Below are 16887 nucleotides of genomic sequence, written 5' to 3' on the forward strand. Positions count from 1 at the left end.
AAGTGAGCTGATTGCTGGCGGGCCGAGACTATCGCGTCCCGAAGACTAGAGCGTGAAGCCCCGGTCGTTCGGGCCGACCGGCGCCGGCAGCTGTGTGGTGCCCTCGAGGTAGCGGTCGACCTCGGCCGCGACGGAGCGACCCTCGGCGATAGCCCAGACGATCAAGGACTGTCCGCGCCCGGCATCGCCGGCCACAAAGACGCCGGGGGCACTGGTCTCGAAGGAGGCGCCGCGCGCGACATTGCCTCGCTCGGTGAAGGGGACCTCGAGCTGGCGAGCGAGGTGGTCCGCCTCCGGACCCGTGAAGCCGAGGGCGAGCAGGACCAGGTCGGCCGGGATCTCGCGTTCGGTGCCCGCCTTGGGCACGCGACGCCCGTCGAGATACTCGGTTTCGGCCACGCGCACCGCCCGGACCTCGCCGCCCTCGTTGGCCAGGAACTCCACGGTCGAGGCGAGGAACACGCGCTCCCCACCCTCTTCGTGAGCGCTCGAGACCTCGAACACGGTCGGATCCATCGGCCAGGGCTGAGTGTCCGGGCGCTCGGACGGCGGCTGCTGCCCGATCGCCAGAGTGGTGACCGAGGCGGCCTTCTGGCGGTGTGCGGTGCCGATGCAGTCGGCTCCGGTGTCGCCTCCGCCGAGGACCACGACGTGCTTGCCCTCCGCCGAGATCTGCTCGAAAACGCGGTCGCCCGCGATCGCGCGGTTCGACTGCACCAGGTACTCCATCGCGAAGTGCACGCCGTCGAGGTCGCGGCCCGGAACGGGCAGATCCCGCGGAACGAGAGCGCCGGTGGCGACCACGACCGCGTCGTAGCGCGCGCGCAGGTCGTCCCAGGTGATGTCGGAGCCGATGTCGACTCCGGCGCGGAAGCGGGTGCCCTCCGCCTTCATCTGGTTCAGGCGCAGTTCGAGGTGCTTCTTCTCCATTTTGAAGTCGGGGATGCCGTAGCGCAGGAGTCCGCCGATGCGGTCGTCGCGCTCGTAGACCGCAACCGTGTGCCCGGCGCGAGTGAGCTGCTGCGCGGCGGCGAGCCCCGCGGGGCCGGAGCCGACCACCGCGACGGTCTTGCCGGTCAGACGCTCCGGCGGGTGCGGCTGCACCCAGTCGTTGCCGAACGCCTGATCGATGATCGAGACCTCGATCTGCTTGATCGTGACCGCCGGCTGGTTGATCCCGAGCACGCAGGACGACTCGCATGGCGCCGGGCAGAGCCGACCCGTGAACTCCGGGAAGTTGTTCGTCGCGTGCAGACGCTCGATGGCCTGGCGGCCCTCGCCGCGCCACATCAGGTCGTTCCACTCGGGGATCAGGTTCCCCAGCGGGCAGCCCTTGTGACAGAACGGGATGCCGCAGTCCATGCAGCGGCCCGCCTGACGGCGCAGCACGGCGGAGTCGCCCTGCTCGTAGACCTCTTTCCAGTCCATCAGGCGCACGGACACCGGGCGCCGATGGGGCAGCTCCCGGTCCTGCACCTTCAGGAACCCCTTGGGATCAGCCACCGGTCACCTCCAGAATCCGTCCCCAGACGACATCGCCGTCGGGGTCGAGCCCCTCCTCGACGGCGGATGCCCGCGTCGCGAGCACCGCAGCGAAATCGCGGGGCAGTACCTTGACGAAACGCGAGACCGTTCCGTCCCAATCATCGAGCATCCCCTGGGCCAGGGGTGACTCGGTCTCGACGACATGCCGTTCGAGCAGGTCGCGCAGCATTTCTGCATCGGCACTGCCGAGCTCGGAGAGGGTGAGCTCACCGGACGCGAGGGCGTCGCGGTTGACGAGCTCCCGGCGCAGGCCGTGGATGTAGGCGGTGCCGCCGGACATGCCTGCACCGAGGTTCCGTCCGGTCTCGCCGAGGATCACCGCCAAACCGCCGGTCATGTATTCGAGCGCGTGGTCTCCCACGCCCTCGACCACCGCGGTGGCACCGGAATTGCGCACGAGGAAACGCTCGCCGACCATCCCGCGGAGGAACATCGTGCCCTGAGTCGCCCCGTAGCCGATCACGTTGCCTGCGATCACGTTGGCGGAGGCGTCGAACGTGCTACGGCGGTCGGGCCGCATCACGATCTGGCCGCCCGAGAGCCCCTTGCCGACGTAATCGTTGGAGTCGCCCTCAAGGCGCAGCGTGATGCCCGCCGGGAGGAACGCCCCGAACGATTGCCCGGCCGAGCCGCGCAGCGAGACCACGATCGAGTCGGCCGGCAAGCCGTTCTCGCCGTAGCGGACGGTGACCTCGTGGCCGAGCATCGTGCCGACCGCGCGCTCAGTGTTCTTGATCTCGCGCTCGATCGAGACGGTGCCGCGATGATCGAGGACGTTCGCCGCACGACGAATCAGCTCGTTGTCGAAGTGCTGCTCGAGCTCGTGCTTCTGGCGGCGCGCATTCCGGCGCGGCTCGTCGTCGGCGAACTCGGGGCCGACCAGGATCGGCGTCAGGTCGAGGCCGCTCGCCTTCCAATGCTCCACGGCGCGATTCACGTCGAGCAGCTCGCGGCGGCCGACGATCTCGTCGATGCTCCGGTAGCCAAGGTGCGCAAGGTACTCGCGCACCTCCTGAGCGATGAACTCGAAGAAATTGACGACGAACTCGGGCTTGCCGGTGAAGCGCTTGCGCAGCTCCGGGTTCTGCGTGGCGACTCCGACGGGGCAGGTGTCGAGATGGCAGACGCGCATCATGATGCAGCCCTCGACAATCAGCGGAGCCGTCGCGAAGCCGAACTCCTCGGCCCCGAGCAGCGCGCCGATGACGACGTCGCGGCCTGTCTTCATCTGCCCGTCGACCTGCACGACCACGCGGTCCCGCATGCCGTTGAGCATGAGGGTCTGCTGGGTCTCGGCGAGGCCGAGCTCCCAGGGAGTCCCCGCGTGCTTCAGCGAGTTGACCGGGCTCGCGCCCGTGCCGCCGTCATGGCCCGAGACGAGGATGACGTCGGCCAGGGCCTTCGCCGTGCCCGCCGCGACCGCTCCGATACCCGACTGGCTGACCAGCTTCGCGTGGATGCGGGCCGACGGGTTAGCGCGCTTGAGGTCGAAGATCAGCTGCTTGAGGTCCTCGATCGAGTAGATGTCGTGGTGCGGGGGCGGCGAGATCAGCCCGACTCCGGCGGTCGCGTGCCGGGTGCGCGCGATCCACGGGTACACCTTCGTCGGCGGCAGCTGACCGCCCTCGCCGGGCTTGGCGCCCTGGGCGAGCTTGATCTGGATGTCGTCCGCGTGGGTGAGGTACATGCTCGTGACGCCGAAACGACCAGACGCGACCTGCTTGATCGCGGACCGGCGCTCGGGGTCGAGTAGCCGCTCGGTGTCCTCACCGCCCTCGCCGGTGTTCGACTTGGCGCCGAGCCGGTTCATCGCAATGGCGAGCGTCTCGTGGGCCTCGGGCGAGATGGAGCCGTAGCTCATCGCTCCGGTGGAGAATCGCTTGACGATGGCCTCGACCGGCTCGACCTCGTCGAGCGGGACGGGCGTGCGTCCGCCGGCGAACGCGAACATGCCACGGAGGGTCATCAGGGCACTCGACTGGTCATCTACCATCGAGGTGTACTCGCGGAAGATGTCGTAGCGGCGGTTGCGGGTCGAGTGCTGTAGGCGGAACACCGTGTCCGGGTTGAACAGGTGCGGCGCACCGTCGCGGCGCCACTGGTATTCGCCCCCAACCGCGAGGCGCTCGTGTGCGATGACGGCGCCGTCCTCCGGGTAGGCAGCGCGGTGACGGGCCGCGTTCTCCTCAGCGACGACCTCCATACCGATGCCGCCGAGCTTGGAGACGGTGCCGGTGAAATACTGGTCGACGAATTTCTGGCTGAGTCCCACCGCCTCGAACGTCTGCGCTCCGGCGTAGCTCGAGACGGTCGAGATGCCCATCTTCGACATGATCTTCAGCACGCCCTTGCCGAGGGCCTTGATCACATTCTTGACGGCCTTCTCCGGCGAGAGATCCGAGATCATCCCACTGCGCACCAGCTGCTCGCACGTCTCCATTGCCAGGTACGGGTTCACCGCGGAGGCGCCGTAACCGATCAACGTCGCGACGTGGTGCACCTCTCGGACGTCACCGGCCTCGACGACGAGCCCCACGCGCATCCGGTTCTCGGTGCGGATGAGGTGGTGGTGCACCGCCGCGAGCATCAGCAACGACGGAATGGGCGCGAGATCCTTGGTGGAGTCGCGGTCCGAGAGTACGAGGAACTGCGCTCCGGCGGCGATCGCCTCGTCGGCCTCGTCGCACATGGCGTCGATCCGCTCCTGCATGGCGCGCGGTCCGGCGTCGACACGGTAGAGACCGCGGATCGTCGTGGTGATGTGGCTGAGCGGACGCGGCGCGATGTGCTGGATCTTCGCGAGTTCGTCATTGTCGATCACCGGGAAGTCGAGGACCACTTGCCGCGCGTGCTCGGGACCGGCGCTCAGCAGGTTGCGCGATGGCCCGAGGCCGAGGCGGAGCGAGGTGACCACCTCCTCCCGAATGGAGTCCAGCGGCGGATTGGTGACCTGCGCGAACGCCTGGGTGAAGTAGTCGAACAGCAGGCGCGGGCGCTGGGAGAGCACCGCCACCGGAGTGTCCGACCCCATCGCGCCGAGCGGCTCCGCACCGGCGCGCGCCATGGGCAGCAGAAGGAGGCGGACCTCCTCCTCCGTGTAGCCGAAGGTGCGCTGGCGGCGGTTGACCGAAGCGGGGGTGTGCACGATGTGCTCGCGCTCGGGGAGGTCCCTGAGGTTGATGCGGCCGTTCTCCAGCCACTCCTCGAAGGGACCGGAAGCAGCGAGCTGCGCCTTGATCTCCTCGTCCTCGACGATGCGGCCCTGCTCCGTGTCGACCAGGAACATGCGACCGGGCTGAAGGCGTCCCTTGCGGACCACCGTCGCCGGGTCGATGTCGAGCACGCCGATCTCGCTCGCGAGCACCACGAGTCCATCGTCCGTGACCATGAAGCGGCCGGGGCGAAGCCCGTTGCGGTCGAGCGTGGCGCCCACGAGCACGCCGTCGGTGAAGCCGATCGCGGCCGGACCGTCCCACGGCTCCATGAGCATCGAGTGGTACTCGTAGAAGGCGCGGCGCTTCGCATCGAGGGCGCCACCCTGGTTCTCCCAGGCCTCGGGCACCATCATCATCACGGCGTGCGGGAGCGAGCGGCCGGCCAGGGTGAGCAGCTCGACGGCCTCGTCGAAGGACGCGGAGTCGCTTCGGCCCGGCGAGACGATCGGGAGCAGCGGCGCGAGGTCACCCAGTTCGCGACTCTTCAGCTGCGACTGGCGGGCGCGCATCCAGTTGCGGTTGCCCTGCACAGTGTTGATCTCGCCGTTGTGCGCGATCATCCGGAACGGCTGCGCGAGCGGCCAGGACGGGAAGGTGTTGGTCGAGTAGCGGGAGTGCACGACGGCGAGCTTGGACGCGAAGCGCTCGTCCGAGAGATCGGGGTAGAACGGCTCCAACTGGAGGGTCGTCACCATCCCCTTGTAGACGACTGTGCGGCTCGACAGCGACATGAAGTACGCCTCGAGCTCGCGCTCGACCCGCTTGCGCAGGCGGAAGGTCTGCCGGTCCAGGCGGAGGGAGGCCAGGGGGACCCCGTCCTCGTCGGTCAGCTCGCTGGAGACATAGACCTGCTCGATCGCCGGCATCGCAGCGCGAGCGAGGGTACCGATCTCGTCGGGCTGCACCGGCACGGACCGCCAGCCGAGCACGGTCAGGTTCTCCTCGCGGGCGATCTCAGCGATCGATGTCTTCACCCGCTCGCGGGCGAAGACGTCCACGGGCAAGAAGGCGTTACCGACGGCGTACTGCCCCACGGGCGGCAGTTCGACCGGAGCGACCGCGCGTAAGAACTCGTCGGGGATCTGCGTGATGATGCCCGCGCCGTCACCGGTCCCGGCATCGGAGCCGACGGCTCCGCGGTGCTCGAGGTTGCGCAGCGCATTGAGTGCCGCGTCGATGATGTCGTGGCCGGGGGTGCCGCGCAGGGTGGCGACCATCGCGAGACCGCATGCGTCCTTCTCTGCGGCCGGGTCGTACATCCCCTGGGCCGACGGCGTGCCGATAAAGGGCACGACGGGAGCCTGGGGCGAGGGCTGGGCGGAGGCCATGTGAACCGTCCTCACGGGGGTGATGGCTGATCGGGGCGTCGCTGGCCCGCGGGGGTGGAGGAGGGACGGCTTCCCGGTCAGGAGAGCCGCAGAGTTCTGCGCAGTGCGAGCGTCGTGCGCCGCCGGCGGTGCCAGCACGACCTCCCACCCGCGGCAGCGCTCGTGGCTGCGCCGTGAGGGGCGGTCGTGGAGGTGTCGGGCACCTGGGCGGCGATCGCGGAGGCTCCGCGACCCCGTCAGGTGCGGGAGACCGTCGGCTTCTCGGCGTCGGTGCCGGAAGCAGGGGTGGTGGTGTCGTCGGGGTGGGACTCGACGTCCTCGAACTCTATCTCAGCGGAAGCCGGAGTCCACTCCCGACCCGGCCGGTACGCCGAGGGCTCGCCACCGGGATGTTCGCGCTTCTGAATCACCACGATCACCAGGCCGATGACGACGGCAGCGAGGGCAGCCCAGACATTGGTGCGGATGCCCCAGAAGAACTCACTCGGGTCGATGCGGATGGACTCGAACCAGACTCGGCCGACGCCGTACCAGATCAGATAGGCGGCGAAGACGGTGCCCCACTGCAGTCGGAGGCGGCGCTCGAGCACCAGAACGACGGCGATGCCGACGACGTTCCAGAGGATCTCGTACAGGAAGGTCGGGTGGAAGAGGGTGCCCGCCTGCAGGCCGACCGGGAAAGCCGGGTTCGTGGTTTCGATTTCCAGGCCCCAGGGCAGGGTGGTGGGCAGGCCGAAGAGCTCGTGATTGAACCAGTTGCCCAGACGTCCGAGCGCCTGCGCGGCCAGCAGGCCGGGAGCGAGGGCGTCGGCGAAGCTCCAGAAGCGGACGCCGGTCCAGCGGCAACCGATGAACGCGCCGACCGCGCCACCGATCAGGCCGCCGAAAATCGCGTTACCGCCGTTCCAGATGCGGACGACCTCCCACGGGTCGGCGCCGGCGAAGAAGTAGTCGCCGGGGTGCGTCAGCACGTGATAAGCCCGAGCGCCGACGATGCCCAGCGGGACCGCCCAGATGATGATGTCGAGCACGACCCACGGCTCGACGCCGCGACGCCTGAGGCGCTGGTCGGTCATGATCGTCGCCACGATGATCCCCGCGAGGATGCACAGCGCGTAGGTGTGGATCGCGAGGGTCCAGTTGCCGATCGTGAGGTCGTACTGACTCCACGCGTCGGGGGGGCTCGGAATGCTCAGCGGTACGGACACCGGTACTCGACCTTTCGAAGGAGGGGGTCCCCCGGGCGCAGCTCGGCTGCGCCCCGGTGGGCATCCCGATTGTAGCGGGAGGGCGTCAGCGCTCGGCGCGCGTGCCCTCAGCGAGGCCGCGGGACGTCTCGGCGACAGCGGCCACCCCTCCGGATGCCAGGGCGCGCACCAGCGCGGAACCGACGATAGCGCCGTCCGCGTACGCGAGGATCTCGGCGACCTGCTCGCCGGTCGAGATGCCCAGGCCGACGCAGGCGCTCTCGGAGCCGGCGACGCGGAGCCGGTCGATCAGTGTGCGCGCTGCGGAGTCGACGTCGGTGCGGGCCCCGGTAATACCCATCGTCGAGACCGCGTAGACGAAGCCGCGGCTGGAGTCGACCGCCTGGCGCAGCCGCGTGTCCGTCGAGGACGGCGCGGCCAGGAACACCCGGTCGAGGCCGAGGCGCTCGGACACGGCGAGCCACTCGGCTCCCTCGTCCGGGATCAGGTCGGGCGTGATCAGGCCGGAGCCGCCCGCCTCCGCGAGGTCGCTCGCGAAGCGCTCCACGCCGTACTGCAGCACGGGGTTGTAGTAGGTCATCACCAGAACCGGCACGTCGACGCGCGCGCGGATGCTGCGCACCGCTTCGAAGCCGTGCCGCAGGCGGAACCCGCCGGCGATGGCGGCCTGCGTCGCCTCCTGAATGACCGGTCCGTCCATCACAGGGTCGGAGTAGGGCAGGCCCAGTTCGATCGCGTCCACGCCGTTCTCGGCCATCGCGACCGCGGCGTCGATACTCGTCGGCAGGTCGGGGAAGCCGACGGGCAGGTAGCCGATCAGGGCGCCCGCGGCCTCCTCGTTGCGGCGCCGGACGGTCTCGGCGACGCTCGGCCCCCGACCACTCACGACTGCACCGCGCCCTGGTCCATCAGACCGAAGTAGTGCGCGGCCGTTGTCATGTCCTTGTCGCCGCGGCCGGAGAGGTTGACGAGGATCGTCGCGTCCGGGCCGAGTTCGCGACCCAGCTCGAGCGTGCCGACGAGGGCGTGCGCGGACTCGATGGCCGGGATGATGCCCTCGGTGCGGCTCAGCAGCATCAGAGCATCCATCGCGGCGGAGTCGGTGACCGCTCGGTAGTCGGCGCGGCCGATGCTCGAGAGCCAGGCGTGCTCCGGGCCGATCCCGGGGTAGTCCAGGCCGGCCGAGATCGAGTGCGATTCGACCGTCTGGCCATCCTCGTCCTGAAGGAGGAAGCTGCGCGCACCGTGCAGGACGCCCGGCCGGCCCTTGCTGATGGTCGCCGCGTGGCGCGGGGTCTCGATCCCGTCGCCCCCCGCCTCGAAGCCGACGAGGCGGACCTCGGGGTCGTCGAGGAAGGCGTGGAAGATGCCCATCGCGTTCGATCCGCCGCCAACGCAGGCCGTGACCGCGGTCGGCAGCGAGCCGGTGAGCTCGAGGACCTGCTCACGCGCCTCCTCGCCGATGATCTTCTGGAAGTCGCGCACCAGCGCGGGGAACGGATGCGGCCCCGCGACGGTCCCGAAGATGTAGTTGGTCGTGCCGACGTTCGTGACCCAGTCGCGCATCGCGTCGTTGATCGCATCCTTGAGGGTGCGCGAACCGGTCGTCACGGGGATCACCTCGGCGCCCAGGAGCCGCATCCGGGCGACGTTGAGCGCCTGGCGTTCGGTGTCGACCTCGCCCATGTAGACCACGCAGTCGAGGCCGAAGAGCGCGGCGGCCGTGGCGGTCGCGACTCCGTGCTGGCCGGCGCCCGTCTCCGCGATGACCCTCGTCTTGCCGATCCGCTTGGTCAGCAGCGCCTGCCCCAGCACATTGTTGATCTTGTGCGAGCCGGTGTGGTTGAGGTCCTCGCGCTTGAGGATGATCCGCGCACCGCCGGCGTGCTCGGCGAACCGGGGTACCTCCGTGATGATCGACGGCCGGCCGGTATAGCTGCGGTGCAGCTCCATCAGCTCGGCCGCGAACGCGGGGTCGACCTTGGTGCGCTCGTACTCGGCGCTCAGCTCATCGAGTGCCTCGACGAGCGACTCGGGGACGTAGCGTCCGCCGAACTCGCCGAAGTAGGGGCCGAGTTCATCCCGGAGTGCCATGCGGTTCCGCCTTACGGTGATCAGGACGCCAGGAACCTGGCGAGAGTGGAGACGGGGTCGCCTCCGGTGACGAGCGCCTCGCCCACGAGGACGACATCGGCACCAGAACGGCGGTAGTGGGCGACATCGTCCGCCGTCTTGACCGCGGACTCGGCGACCTTGACCGCAGTGGCGGGGATGCGATCGGAGAGTCGGCCGAAGAGGTCGCGGTCGAGTTCGAAGGTCGTCAGGTTGCGCGCGTTCACGCCGATGAGGTGGGCGCCGAGGTCGATCGCGCGCTCGAGCTCGTCGGCCGAGTGGGTCTCGACGAGCGGGGTCATCCCGAGCTCGAGGACCAGGGCGTGCAGCTCGGTGAGCAGGGGCTGTTCGAGCGCGGCGACGATGAGCAGGACCAGGTCGGCACCGGCCGCTCGGGCCTCGAGGACCTGGTACGGCTCGGCGATGAAGTCCTTGCGCAGGACGGGGATCGAGACGCGCTCGCGGACCGCCTCCAGGTCGGCGAGCGACCCCTTGAAGCGGCGCTCCTCGGTGAGGACGCTGATCGCGCTCGCTCCCCCGAGCTCGTACTGCCCGGCCAGATCGGCGGGAACGGGGATGTCGGCGAGGGCCCCGCGCGACGGGCTCGCGCGCTTGACCTCGGCAATGATCTTGACGCGCTCGGCGGGAGCCAGCGCGGCCAGGGCGTCCAGGGCGGGGGTCTGAGCGAGCGCACGACGCTCAACGACCTCGATCGGGGCGCTCTCGCGGCGGCGAGCCGCATCGGCCAGGGCTCCGGCGGTCAGGTCTGTGAGCATCAGGCACCCACCTTCGAGTTCGCCTTCGGGCCGTCGACGCCGTAGCCCGCTCTGGCCATCCCCACGCCCACGAGCAGGCCCACCACGACCAGGCCGGCCGAGAGCCAGACGACGAGCGGCACGTCGAACCAGAACGCGATCGTGCCAATCGTGAATCCGACCAACATGATGACGACGGCCGTCCAGGCCGCGGGCGAGTGGCCGTGGTTGTCGTCGTCGTGCTCGCTGCTCATGGGTCTCCTCCTTGTAGTGCATCGGAACCCGAGCAGTCTAGCGCGAGGCACCTGGGGACCCTGGCCGGGACGCACCTGCCGCGGGCCCCCGTCAGGGGCCGGACTCGGGCCGTCTTCGAGCGGGTAGCCGGCCCGGGTCAGCGGGAGGACGTGGGGTCGTCACCGCGCGAGAGCTCGTCCCAGGAGACGACCGGATCGATGTCGCCGTCGTCGGTGTGGACCGTCGAGGCACCGTGGCCGTAGCCGTCGGCCGGCTCGAAGCGGGACGTCCGCTTCTTCGCCACCCCGGGCCACCGGCGCGAGGTCGCGAGCACGCCGATCCCGAGCACCGCTGCGAGCACACCGCACGCCAGGGCCACGACCGGCCAGGCCGTGACGGCGGAGGAGGCGACCAGGGCCGCGACGGACTGCTCACCGGCGATGGCGGTCGCCCCGGTGACCAGCGAGGCCCCGGCGCGCACGGGGTCGCCCAGGGCGGTCGCAGCCGCCAGCACGACCGACGCGCCGAGAAGCACCTGAAGCAGTCCTAGCAGGATCCGGAAGACGGGACCGGCGATCGCGAGCGCCGCCGCGAGGGCCAGGCCCGCGAGCGCGAGCGCCGAGAGTGCCGGAGCGGCGACCGTGCCCGCCACGTCGATCCGCTGGCCCTCGCCCTCGGTTGCCGCGAGCGTCAGCGTGAACCACGACTGCGTGGAGGAGGTCAGCTCGAGCGCGGCGAGCAGCACGACCCCGAGGATCGCGGAGTACTTCAGCCGCCGGCCGCTCACGCTCACTCCCCCGGGCCGAGGCCGGTGAACGGCGCGAGCGGATCGACGTCGAAGCAGGCGTGCTCGCCGGTGTGGCACGCGGCTCCGATCTGCTCGACCTGCACCAGCAGCGTGTCGGCATCGCAGTCGAGCGCGGCTGCCCGCACGAACTGGGCGTGGCCGGAGGTGTCGCCCTTGCGCCAGTACTCCTGCCGCGAGCGCGACCAGAAGGTGACGCGGCCCTCGCTGAGGGTTCTGCGGAGCGCCTCGCGGTCCATCCACCCCATCATCAGCACCTCGCGGGTGTCGTGCTGCTGGATGATCGCGGGCAGCAGCCCGGTCGGATCGAAGGCGGCGCGCTCGAGGACGGCGTCGAGCTCGGCGGGGGTCATCGGACCTCGATCCCGGAGTCGGCGAGCGCGCGTTTGACGTCCCCGATCGTCAGCTCGCGGTTGTGGAAGACGGAGGCGGCGAGGACGGCGTCGGCTCCCGCGTCGATCGCGGGGGCGAAGTGTCGGGCGGCGCCGGCGCCCCCGGAGGCGATGACAGGGACGCTACTGCGCTCGCGCATCGCGGCGATCAGCTCGAGGTCGAAACCCTGCTTGGTGCCGTCGGCGTCGATGGAGTTGACCAGCAGCTCCCCGGCGCCGCGCTCGACGGCCTCGGCCGCCCACGCCAGGGCGTCCAGGTCGGTCTCGTGGCGACCGCCGTGGGTGGTGACGACGAAGCCGGACGCCGTGGCGTCACTCCGCTTGACATCGAGCGAGAGCACGAGCACCTGCGCGCCGAAGACGTCGGCGATCTCGCCCAGGAGCTCCGGCCGGGCGATTGCGGCGGAGTTGACGCCGACCTTGTCCGCGCCGTGCGCGAGCAGGCGCGACACGTCATCGGCGCTGCGCACGCCCCCACCGACGGTGAGCGGGATGAAGACCTGCTCGGCCGTCGCCCGCACCACGTCGTAGGTGGTCGAGCGGTCATCGACCGTGGCGGTGACGTCGAGGAAGGTCAGCTCGTCGGCACCCTGCTCGAAGTAGAGGCGTGCGAGCTCGACGGGGTCGCCCGCATCGCGCAGGTTCTGGAAGTTGACGCCCTTGACGACGCGGCCGGCGGCAACGTCGAGGCAGGGGATGACGCGGACGGCGAGACTCATCGGCTCCCCCTTCTACAGGCGCGCGGCGTGGATCGAGGTGACCAGGATCGCGCGAGCGCCCAGGTCGTACAGGCGGTCCATCACCTGGTTCATGTCCGCCCGGGGCACCATCACGCGAACGGCGACCCACTCGGCGTCGTGCAGCGGCGAGACGGTCGGCGACTCGAAACCCGGTGCGATTGCAGTGGCGCTCTCGAGCAGGGACACGGGGCAGTCGTAGTCGAGCAGCACGTACTCGCGAGCGACCAGAACGCCCTGCAGGCGCCGCAGCAGCACGGGAATGCCCTCCGGCTCCCCCTCGGCCGAGACGAGCACAGCGGTCGAGTCGAGGATGACCGGGCCGAAAATCTCGAGCCCCGCCTTGCGGAGCGTGGTGCCGGTTTCAACGACATCGGCGATCACATCGGCGACACCCAGCTGGATCGCGGACTCGACGGCGCCGTCGAGACGGATCAGAGCCACGTCGACGCCGTGCTCGCGGAGGAAGCGACCGACCAGACCCGGGTAGCTGGTCGCGACCCGGAGGCCGTCGATCTGCGCGAGGTCGTCGTAGCGGCCGGCCGGTCCGGCGAAACGGAAGGTGGAGTTCGCGAAGCCGAGGCTTGCGATCTCGCGCGCCTGGGAGCCGGAGTCGATCAGGAGATCGCGCCCCGTCACTCCGACATCGAGGGCGCCGGAGCCGACGTAGGTCGCGATGTCGCGTGGACGGAGGTAGAAGAACTCGACACCGTTGCGCTCATCGACGACGTGCAACTCCTTCGGGTCGCGGCGACCGGTGTAGCCCGCCTCCGCGAGCATCTGGCCGGCGGTCTCCGACAGGGAGCCCTTGTTGGGAACGGCGACGCGCAGCAGCGCCGGGGCGGGGGTGGTGGTCACGGGAGGTCCTTCATGACTCGACGGCTGTTCGATGGGCGGCACGGTTCCTCGGGGAGCGTGCGGACGCGACGGCGCGGATCGACGGCGCACCCCGGCGAGCGGGGCGGTGCTCACAGATGCCGGTAGACGTCGGCCGTCGTCAGACCCTTCGCGAGCATCAGCACCTGGAGGTGGTAGAGCAGCTGCGAGATCTCCTCGGCGGTGCGCTCGTCGCCCTCGTACTCGGCGGCCATCCACACCTCGGCGGCCTCCTCGACGATCTTCTTGCCGATGAAGTGCACGCCGGCGTCGAGCTCACGGACGGTACCCGATCCCTCGGGCCGGATGGCGGCCTTCTCGCCCAGCTCCGCGAAGAGGTCGTCGAAAGTTTTCACCGGGGAAGTCTATACGGCGGGCGGGACGGGGCCGCGTGGGCGCTGTGAGCGGCGTGCGAGGCGTGCGATGTGCAGGAGCCCGTCCGATTCGCAGGAGCCCGTCCGATTCGCAGGAGCCCGTCCGATTCGCAGGAGCCCGTCCGATTCGCAGGAGACCGTCCGATTCGCAGGAGAAGGTCGCCGTCACGCGTTCGTCATGCGGCAGAACCGGGCATCTCGCACGGATCTCCTGCACACCGCACGGAAGCCTGCACACCGCACGGAAGCCTGCACACCGCACGAAGGCCTGCACACCGCACGGGATCCTGCAGATCGGACGGCGTCCGCCGCCTCAGTGCCGGTGCAGGTGCGCGGTAGCCGTAGCGCGCAGGGCCGCGATGGCCTGCTCCGGGTCGTCGGCGCCGAAAACCGCGGAGCCGGCGACGAACGTGTCGGCCCCCGCCTCCGCCGCGATCTCGATCGTGCCCGGCGCGATGCCGCCGTCGACCTGAAGCCAGACGTCAAGTCCGGTGCGGTCCACGACGTTCCGCAGGGTGCGCAGCTTGGGCATCGTCTCCGCCAGGAACGACTGGCCGCCGAATCCGGGCTCGACCGTCATCACGAGGACCTGGTCGAACTCCGGCAGCAGGTCGAGGTACTCATCCACCATCGTCCCCGGTTTGAGCGCGATGCCGGCGCGCGAGCCGATCTCGCGCAGGCGCCGCGCGAGAGCCACGGCGTCGCGTGCGGCCTCGGCGTGGAAGGTGACCGAATAGGCGCCGGTCTCGGCGTAGTCGGGCGCCCAGCGGTCCGGGTCTTCGATCATCAGGTGCAGGTCGAGCGGACGGGGCGACACGTCCTGCAGGCGCTGGACCATCGTCAGGCCGAAGGTCAGATTTGGCACGAAATGGTTGTCCATCACGTCGACGTGCACGAAGTCGGCTCCGGCGATCCGCTGCAGCTCGGCCTCGAAGTTCACGAAGTCGGCGGAGAGGATGCTGGGGTTGATCCGTGCGGACATGCCTCCAGCCTAGAGCGGGCCCGCTCCCGCGGCAGGCGTCACGACCGGCGGCGCAGGAGCTGAATGAACATGGCGTCGGTGCCGTGCCGGTGGGGCCACAGCTGCACATGGGTCGCTCCGTCGGGAAGCGCAAGCGGTGCGGCGCTCACTCCGCGGAGCACGGCGGGGGTGTCCACGAGCTCGAGCGCGTGCCGCTCCTGGGCGAGAGCGAGTACGCGCCGCGTCTCGCCGAGGTGCGGCGAGCAGGTCACGTACGCGAGCAGTCCCTCCGGCGCGAGAGCTTTCACGGCGGAGTCGAGCAGCTCGCCCTGCAGAGCGGCTAGCGGCTCGACGTCGGCCGCCGACTTGCGCCAGCGCGCCTCCGGCCGGCGTCGCAACGCCCCCAGGCCGGTGCAGGGCGCGTCGAGCAGGATCCGGTCGAACGCTCCCGGCCGCTCGTCACCGAGCTCGCGCCCGTCCCCGGTGCGCACCTCGACCGTGGGATCGACAGCCGCCAGCGCCTGCCGCACGAGTCCCGCGCGGCCGGGCACCACCTCGTTCGCGAGCAGTGTCGCCCCGCCGGCCCGCGCCTCCGCTGCGAGCAGAGCCGCCTTGCCGCCGGGGCCGGCGCAGAGATCGAGCCAGCGCTCACCCGAACGGACCGGGCGCGCTCGGGAGAGGGCCAGCGCGGCCAACTGCGAGCCCTCGTCCTGGACACGCACCCGGCCCTCGCGCACGGCGGGGAACGCCTCCGGGTCGCCGCCGGTGCTGGTCATGCCGACCGGCGAGAACCGGTCGGGCTCGGCGTCGGCAATCTCGCCGGGAGCCGCTGACCCGGGCAGGGCGACCAGGTTGACGCGCGGTGCCGCGTTGTCGGAGGCGAGTAGCGCGTCCAGCTCGTCGGCCGCGCCCTCCGCCGCCAGCGCCCGCCGCAGGGCGCGGACGATCCAGACGGGGTGGGAGTTCAGTGCGGCGATCCGGTCGTCTGCGGAGACGGCGGCGGCGGACACCCGTTCGCGCCACTCGTCCGCGCTCGAGCGCGAGACCGTGCGCAGCACCGCGTTGGCGAAGGCGACCGCCCCGCGCGAGGAGCCGGCGGCAACGAGCGCGACGCTCTCATTCACCGCGGCGTGCGGAGCCACGCGGGTCGCGAGCAGCTGGTGCGCACCCAGGCGCAGCGCGTCCAGGACCGGCGGGTCGAGGCTGTCCGCAGGTCGGCGCGCGGCCAGGGCGATCACCCTGTCGTAGTAGCCGGACATCCGCAGGGTGCCGTAGCACAGCTCGGTGGCCAGCCCCGCGTCGGCGGGCGAGAGACCGGCCGCGCTGATCCGCGCCGGCAGGACGAGGTTCGCGTAGGCGTCCGATCCGCTCACCGCGAGCAGGACCTCGTAGGCGACCCGGCGGGCGGGGGCGGCGCCGCGACGGGCGCTCATCCGAGCACCGTGCTGTCGCGCAGGCCCCGCGCCCAGGCGGCGCCCGGCATCGGAGTCTTGCCGGCGGGCTGGACGGTGACCAGCTCGATCGCTCCGTCCCCGGTGCCGACGAGCGCGCGTCCGGAGTGAAGGCGCACGCTGCCCGGAGCGAGATCCCCCTCCGCGGCGCGCACGGCCAGCACCTTCAGGCGCGCGCAGCCCACCGCGGTGGAAGCGCCGGGCTCGGGGGTCGTTCCGCGCACCAGCGCCAGGATCCGCGCGGTCGGCAGCGTCCAGTCGATCCGGCCGTCGGTCGCGTCGAGCTTGGGCGCGAGGGTCACCTCGCCGACCTGCGGGGTGGCGACGGCGGTCCCCCGTTCGAGTGCGTCGACCACGTCGAGGGTGAGGTTCGCGCCGCTTTCGGCCAGCTCCGCCAGCAGCGCGCCCGCGGTGCGCTCCCCCGCGTCGACGGGGAGTTCGGCGTAGACGTCGCCCGCATCGAGTTCGGCGACGAGCTGGAAGACGCTCGCGCCGATCCGCGTCTCCCCCGCCATCAGCGCGCGCTGGAGGGGAGCCGCTCCCCGCCAGCGCGGCAGCAGCGAGAAGTGCAGGTTGATCCAGCCGAGCCTCGGCACCGCCAGCAGCCGCTCGCGCACGAGCCCGCCGTAGGCGACGATCACGCCCAGATCCGGGGTGAGCTCGGCGAGGTGGTCGGTCACCTCCTCGTCGAGCCGATTCGTGCGGATCACGGGGAGCCCCAGCTCCTCCGCCGCGACGGCGACCGGCGACGGAGTGAGCACGCGCTTGCGGCCCACCGGAGCATCCGCCCGGGTGACCACGGCGACGACCTCATGCGCGGAGGCGGCGAGGCCCTGGAGGGTCGGGACGGCCGCGGCGGGCGTACCGGCGAAGACGAGGCGCACAGGGCTCTCC

Annotated in this window: 15 protein-coding genes; all 15 read right to left on the reverse strand. The window is 70.6% G+C overall.

Annotation, left to right across the window (positions count from 1 at the left end; genetic code table 11):
- Positions 1 to 45: 45 nt before the first annotated feature.
- Entirely contained in the window at positions 46 to 1503 is a 1458-nt protein-coding gene (locus C5D07_RS11575) for a glutamate synthase subunit beta (RefSeq protein WP_104259390.1), read from the reverse strand.
- Positions 1496 to 6088, reverse strand: coding sequence for a glutamate synthase large subunit (gene gltB / locus C5D07_RS11580; RefSeq protein ID WP_104259391.1), 4593 nt, complete (start codon positions 6086 to 6088; stop codon positions 1496 to 1498). The genes C5D07_RS11575 and gltB overlap by 8 nt, the downstream gene beginning before the upstream one ends.
- A 236-nt stretch (positions 6089 to 6324) precedes the next feature.
- Positions 6325 to 7296, reverse strand: a complete 972-nt coding sequence (gene lgt, locus C5D07_RS11585) for a prolipoprotein diacylglyceryl transferase (RefSeq protein ID WP_373408344.1) — start codon at positions 7294 to 7296, stop codon at positions 6325 to 6327.
- 85 nt (positions 7297 to 7381) lie between these two features.
- Positions 7382 to 8182 carry a tryptophan synthase subunit alpha gene (trpA, locus tag C5D07_RS11590; protein ID WP_104259392.1) on the reverse strand — a complete coding sequence of 267 codons (801 nt, stop codon included), beginning with the start codon at positions 8180 to 8182 and terminating at the stop codon, positions 7382 to 7384.
- A complete protein-coding gene (gene trpB, locus C5D07_RS11595) occupies positions 8179 to 9390 on the reverse strand; it encodes a tryptophan synthase subunit beta (RefSeq protein ID WP_104259393.1) in 1212 nt (403 codons plus the stop codon). Before trpB ends, trpA begins: the two co-directional genes overlap by 4 nt.
- Positions 9391 to 9410: 20 nt before the next feature.
- A complete protein-coding gene (trpC, locus tag C5D07_RS11600; RefSeq protein WP_068252873.1) occupies positions 9411 to 10184 on the reverse strand; it encodes an indole-3-glycerol phosphate synthase TrpC in 774 nt (257 codons plus the stop codon).
- Entirely contained in the window at positions 10184 to 10417 is a 234-nt protein-coding gene (locus C5D07_RS11605; protein WP_068252870.1) for a DUF6704 family protein, read from the reverse strand. Before C5D07_RS11605 ends, trpC begins: the two co-directional genes overlap by 1 nt.
- A gap of 137 nt (positions 10418 to 10554) precedes the next feature.
- Complete coding sequence (locus C5D07_RS11610) at positions 10555 to 11184, reverse strand: Trp biosynthesis-associated membrane protein (RefSeq protein ID WP_249028228.1); 630 nt, start codon at positions 11182 to 11184, stop codon at positions 10555 to 10557.
- Between the two features lie 2 nt (positions 11185 to 11186).
- Positions 11187 to 11555: a phosphoribosyl-AMP cyclohydrolase gene (gene hisI / locus C5D07_RS11615; protein WP_068252861.1), complete on the reverse strand. Its 369-nt coding sequence runs from the start codon at positions 11553 to 11555 to the stop codon at positions 11187 to 11189.
- Entirely contained in the window at positions 11552 to 12313 is a 762-nt protein-coding gene (gene hisF, locus C5D07_RS11620) for an imidazole glycerol phosphate synthase subunit HisF (protein WP_068252858.1), read from the reverse strand. The genes hisI and hisF overlap by 4 nt, the downstream gene beginning before the upstream one ends.
- 12 nt (positions 12314 to 12325) lie before the next feature.
- A complete protein-coding gene (hisG, locus tag C5D07_RS11625; RefSeq protein WP_068257176.1) occupies positions 12326 to 13165 on the reverse strand; it encodes an ATP phosphoribosyltransferase in 840 nt (279 codons plus the stop codon).
- 134 nt (positions 13166 to 13299) lie between these two features.
- Positions 13300 to 13563 (reverse strand): phosphoribosyl-ATP diphosphatase, encoded by a 264-nt coding sequence (locus C5D07_RS11630; protein WP_068252855.1) that lies wholly within the window; start codon positions 13561 to 13563, stop codon positions 13300 to 13302.
- 331 nt (positions 13564 to 13894) lie between these two features.
- A complete protein-coding gene (gene rpe, locus C5D07_RS11635) occupies positions 13895 to 14563 on the reverse strand; it encodes a ribulose-phosphate 3-epimerase (protein WP_104259395.1) in 669 nt (222 codons plus the stop codon).
- A 38-nt stretch (positions 14564 to 14601) separates the two neighbouring features.
- On the reverse strand, positions 14602 to 15975 hold the full coding sequence (locus tag C5D07_RS11640) for an RsmB/NOP family class I SAM-dependent RNA methyltransferase (protein ID WP_068252849.1): 1374 nt from the start codon (positions 15973 to 15975) through the stop codon (positions 14602 to 14604).
- Complete coding sequence (gene fmt / locus C5D07_RS11645) at positions 15972 to 16877, reverse strand: methionyl-tRNA formyltransferase (RefSeq protein WP_104259396.1); 906 nt, start codon at positions 16875 to 16877, stop codon at positions 15972 to 15974. The genes C5D07_RS11640 and fmt overlap by 4 nt, the downstream gene beginning before the upstream one ends.
- Between the last annotated feature and the right edge of the window lie 10 nt (positions 16878 to 16887).

Origin of the sequence: Rathayibacter tritici (genome assembly GCF_002932875.1) — a bacterium.
GTDB lineage: Bacteria > Actinomycetota > Actinomycetes > Actinomycetales > Microbacteriaceae > Rathayibacter > Rathayibacter tritici.

Excerpts from the sequence above, each read along its gene's own strand:
- hisF (WP_068252858.1), bottom strand. The coding sequence starts at position 12,313 with ATGAGTCTCGCCGTCCGCGTCATCCCCTGCCTCGACGTTGCCGCCGGC.
- C5D07_RS11605 (WP_068252870.1), bottom strand. The coding sequence starts at position 10,417 with ATGAGCAGCGAGCACGACGACGACAACCACGGCCACTCGCCCGCGGCC.
- rpe (WP_104259395.1), bottom strand. The coding sequence starts at position 14,563 with ATGTCCGCACGGATCAACCCCAGCATCCTCTCCGCCGACTTCGTGAAC.
- C5D07_RS11640 (WP_068252849.1), bottom strand. The coding sequence starts at position 15,975 with ATGAGCGCCCGTCGCGGCGCCGCCCCCGCCCGCCGGGTCGCCTACGAG.
- hisI (WP_068252861.1), bottom strand. The coding sequence starts at position 11,555 with ATGACCCCCGCCGAGCTCGACGCCGTCCTCGAGCGCGCCGCCTTCGAT.
- trpC (WP_068252873.1), bottom strand. The coding sequence starts at position 10,184 with ATGCTCACAGACCTGACCGCCGGAGCCCTGGCCGATGCGGCTCGCCGC.
- trpB (WP_104259393.1), bottom strand. The coding sequence starts at position 9,390 with ATGGCACTCCGGGATGAACTCGGCCCCTACTTCGGCGAGTTCGGCGGA.
- gltB (WP_104259391.1), bottom strand. The coding sequence starts at position 6,088 with ATGGCCTCCGCCCAGCCCTCGCCCCAGGCTCCCGTCGTGCCCTTTATC.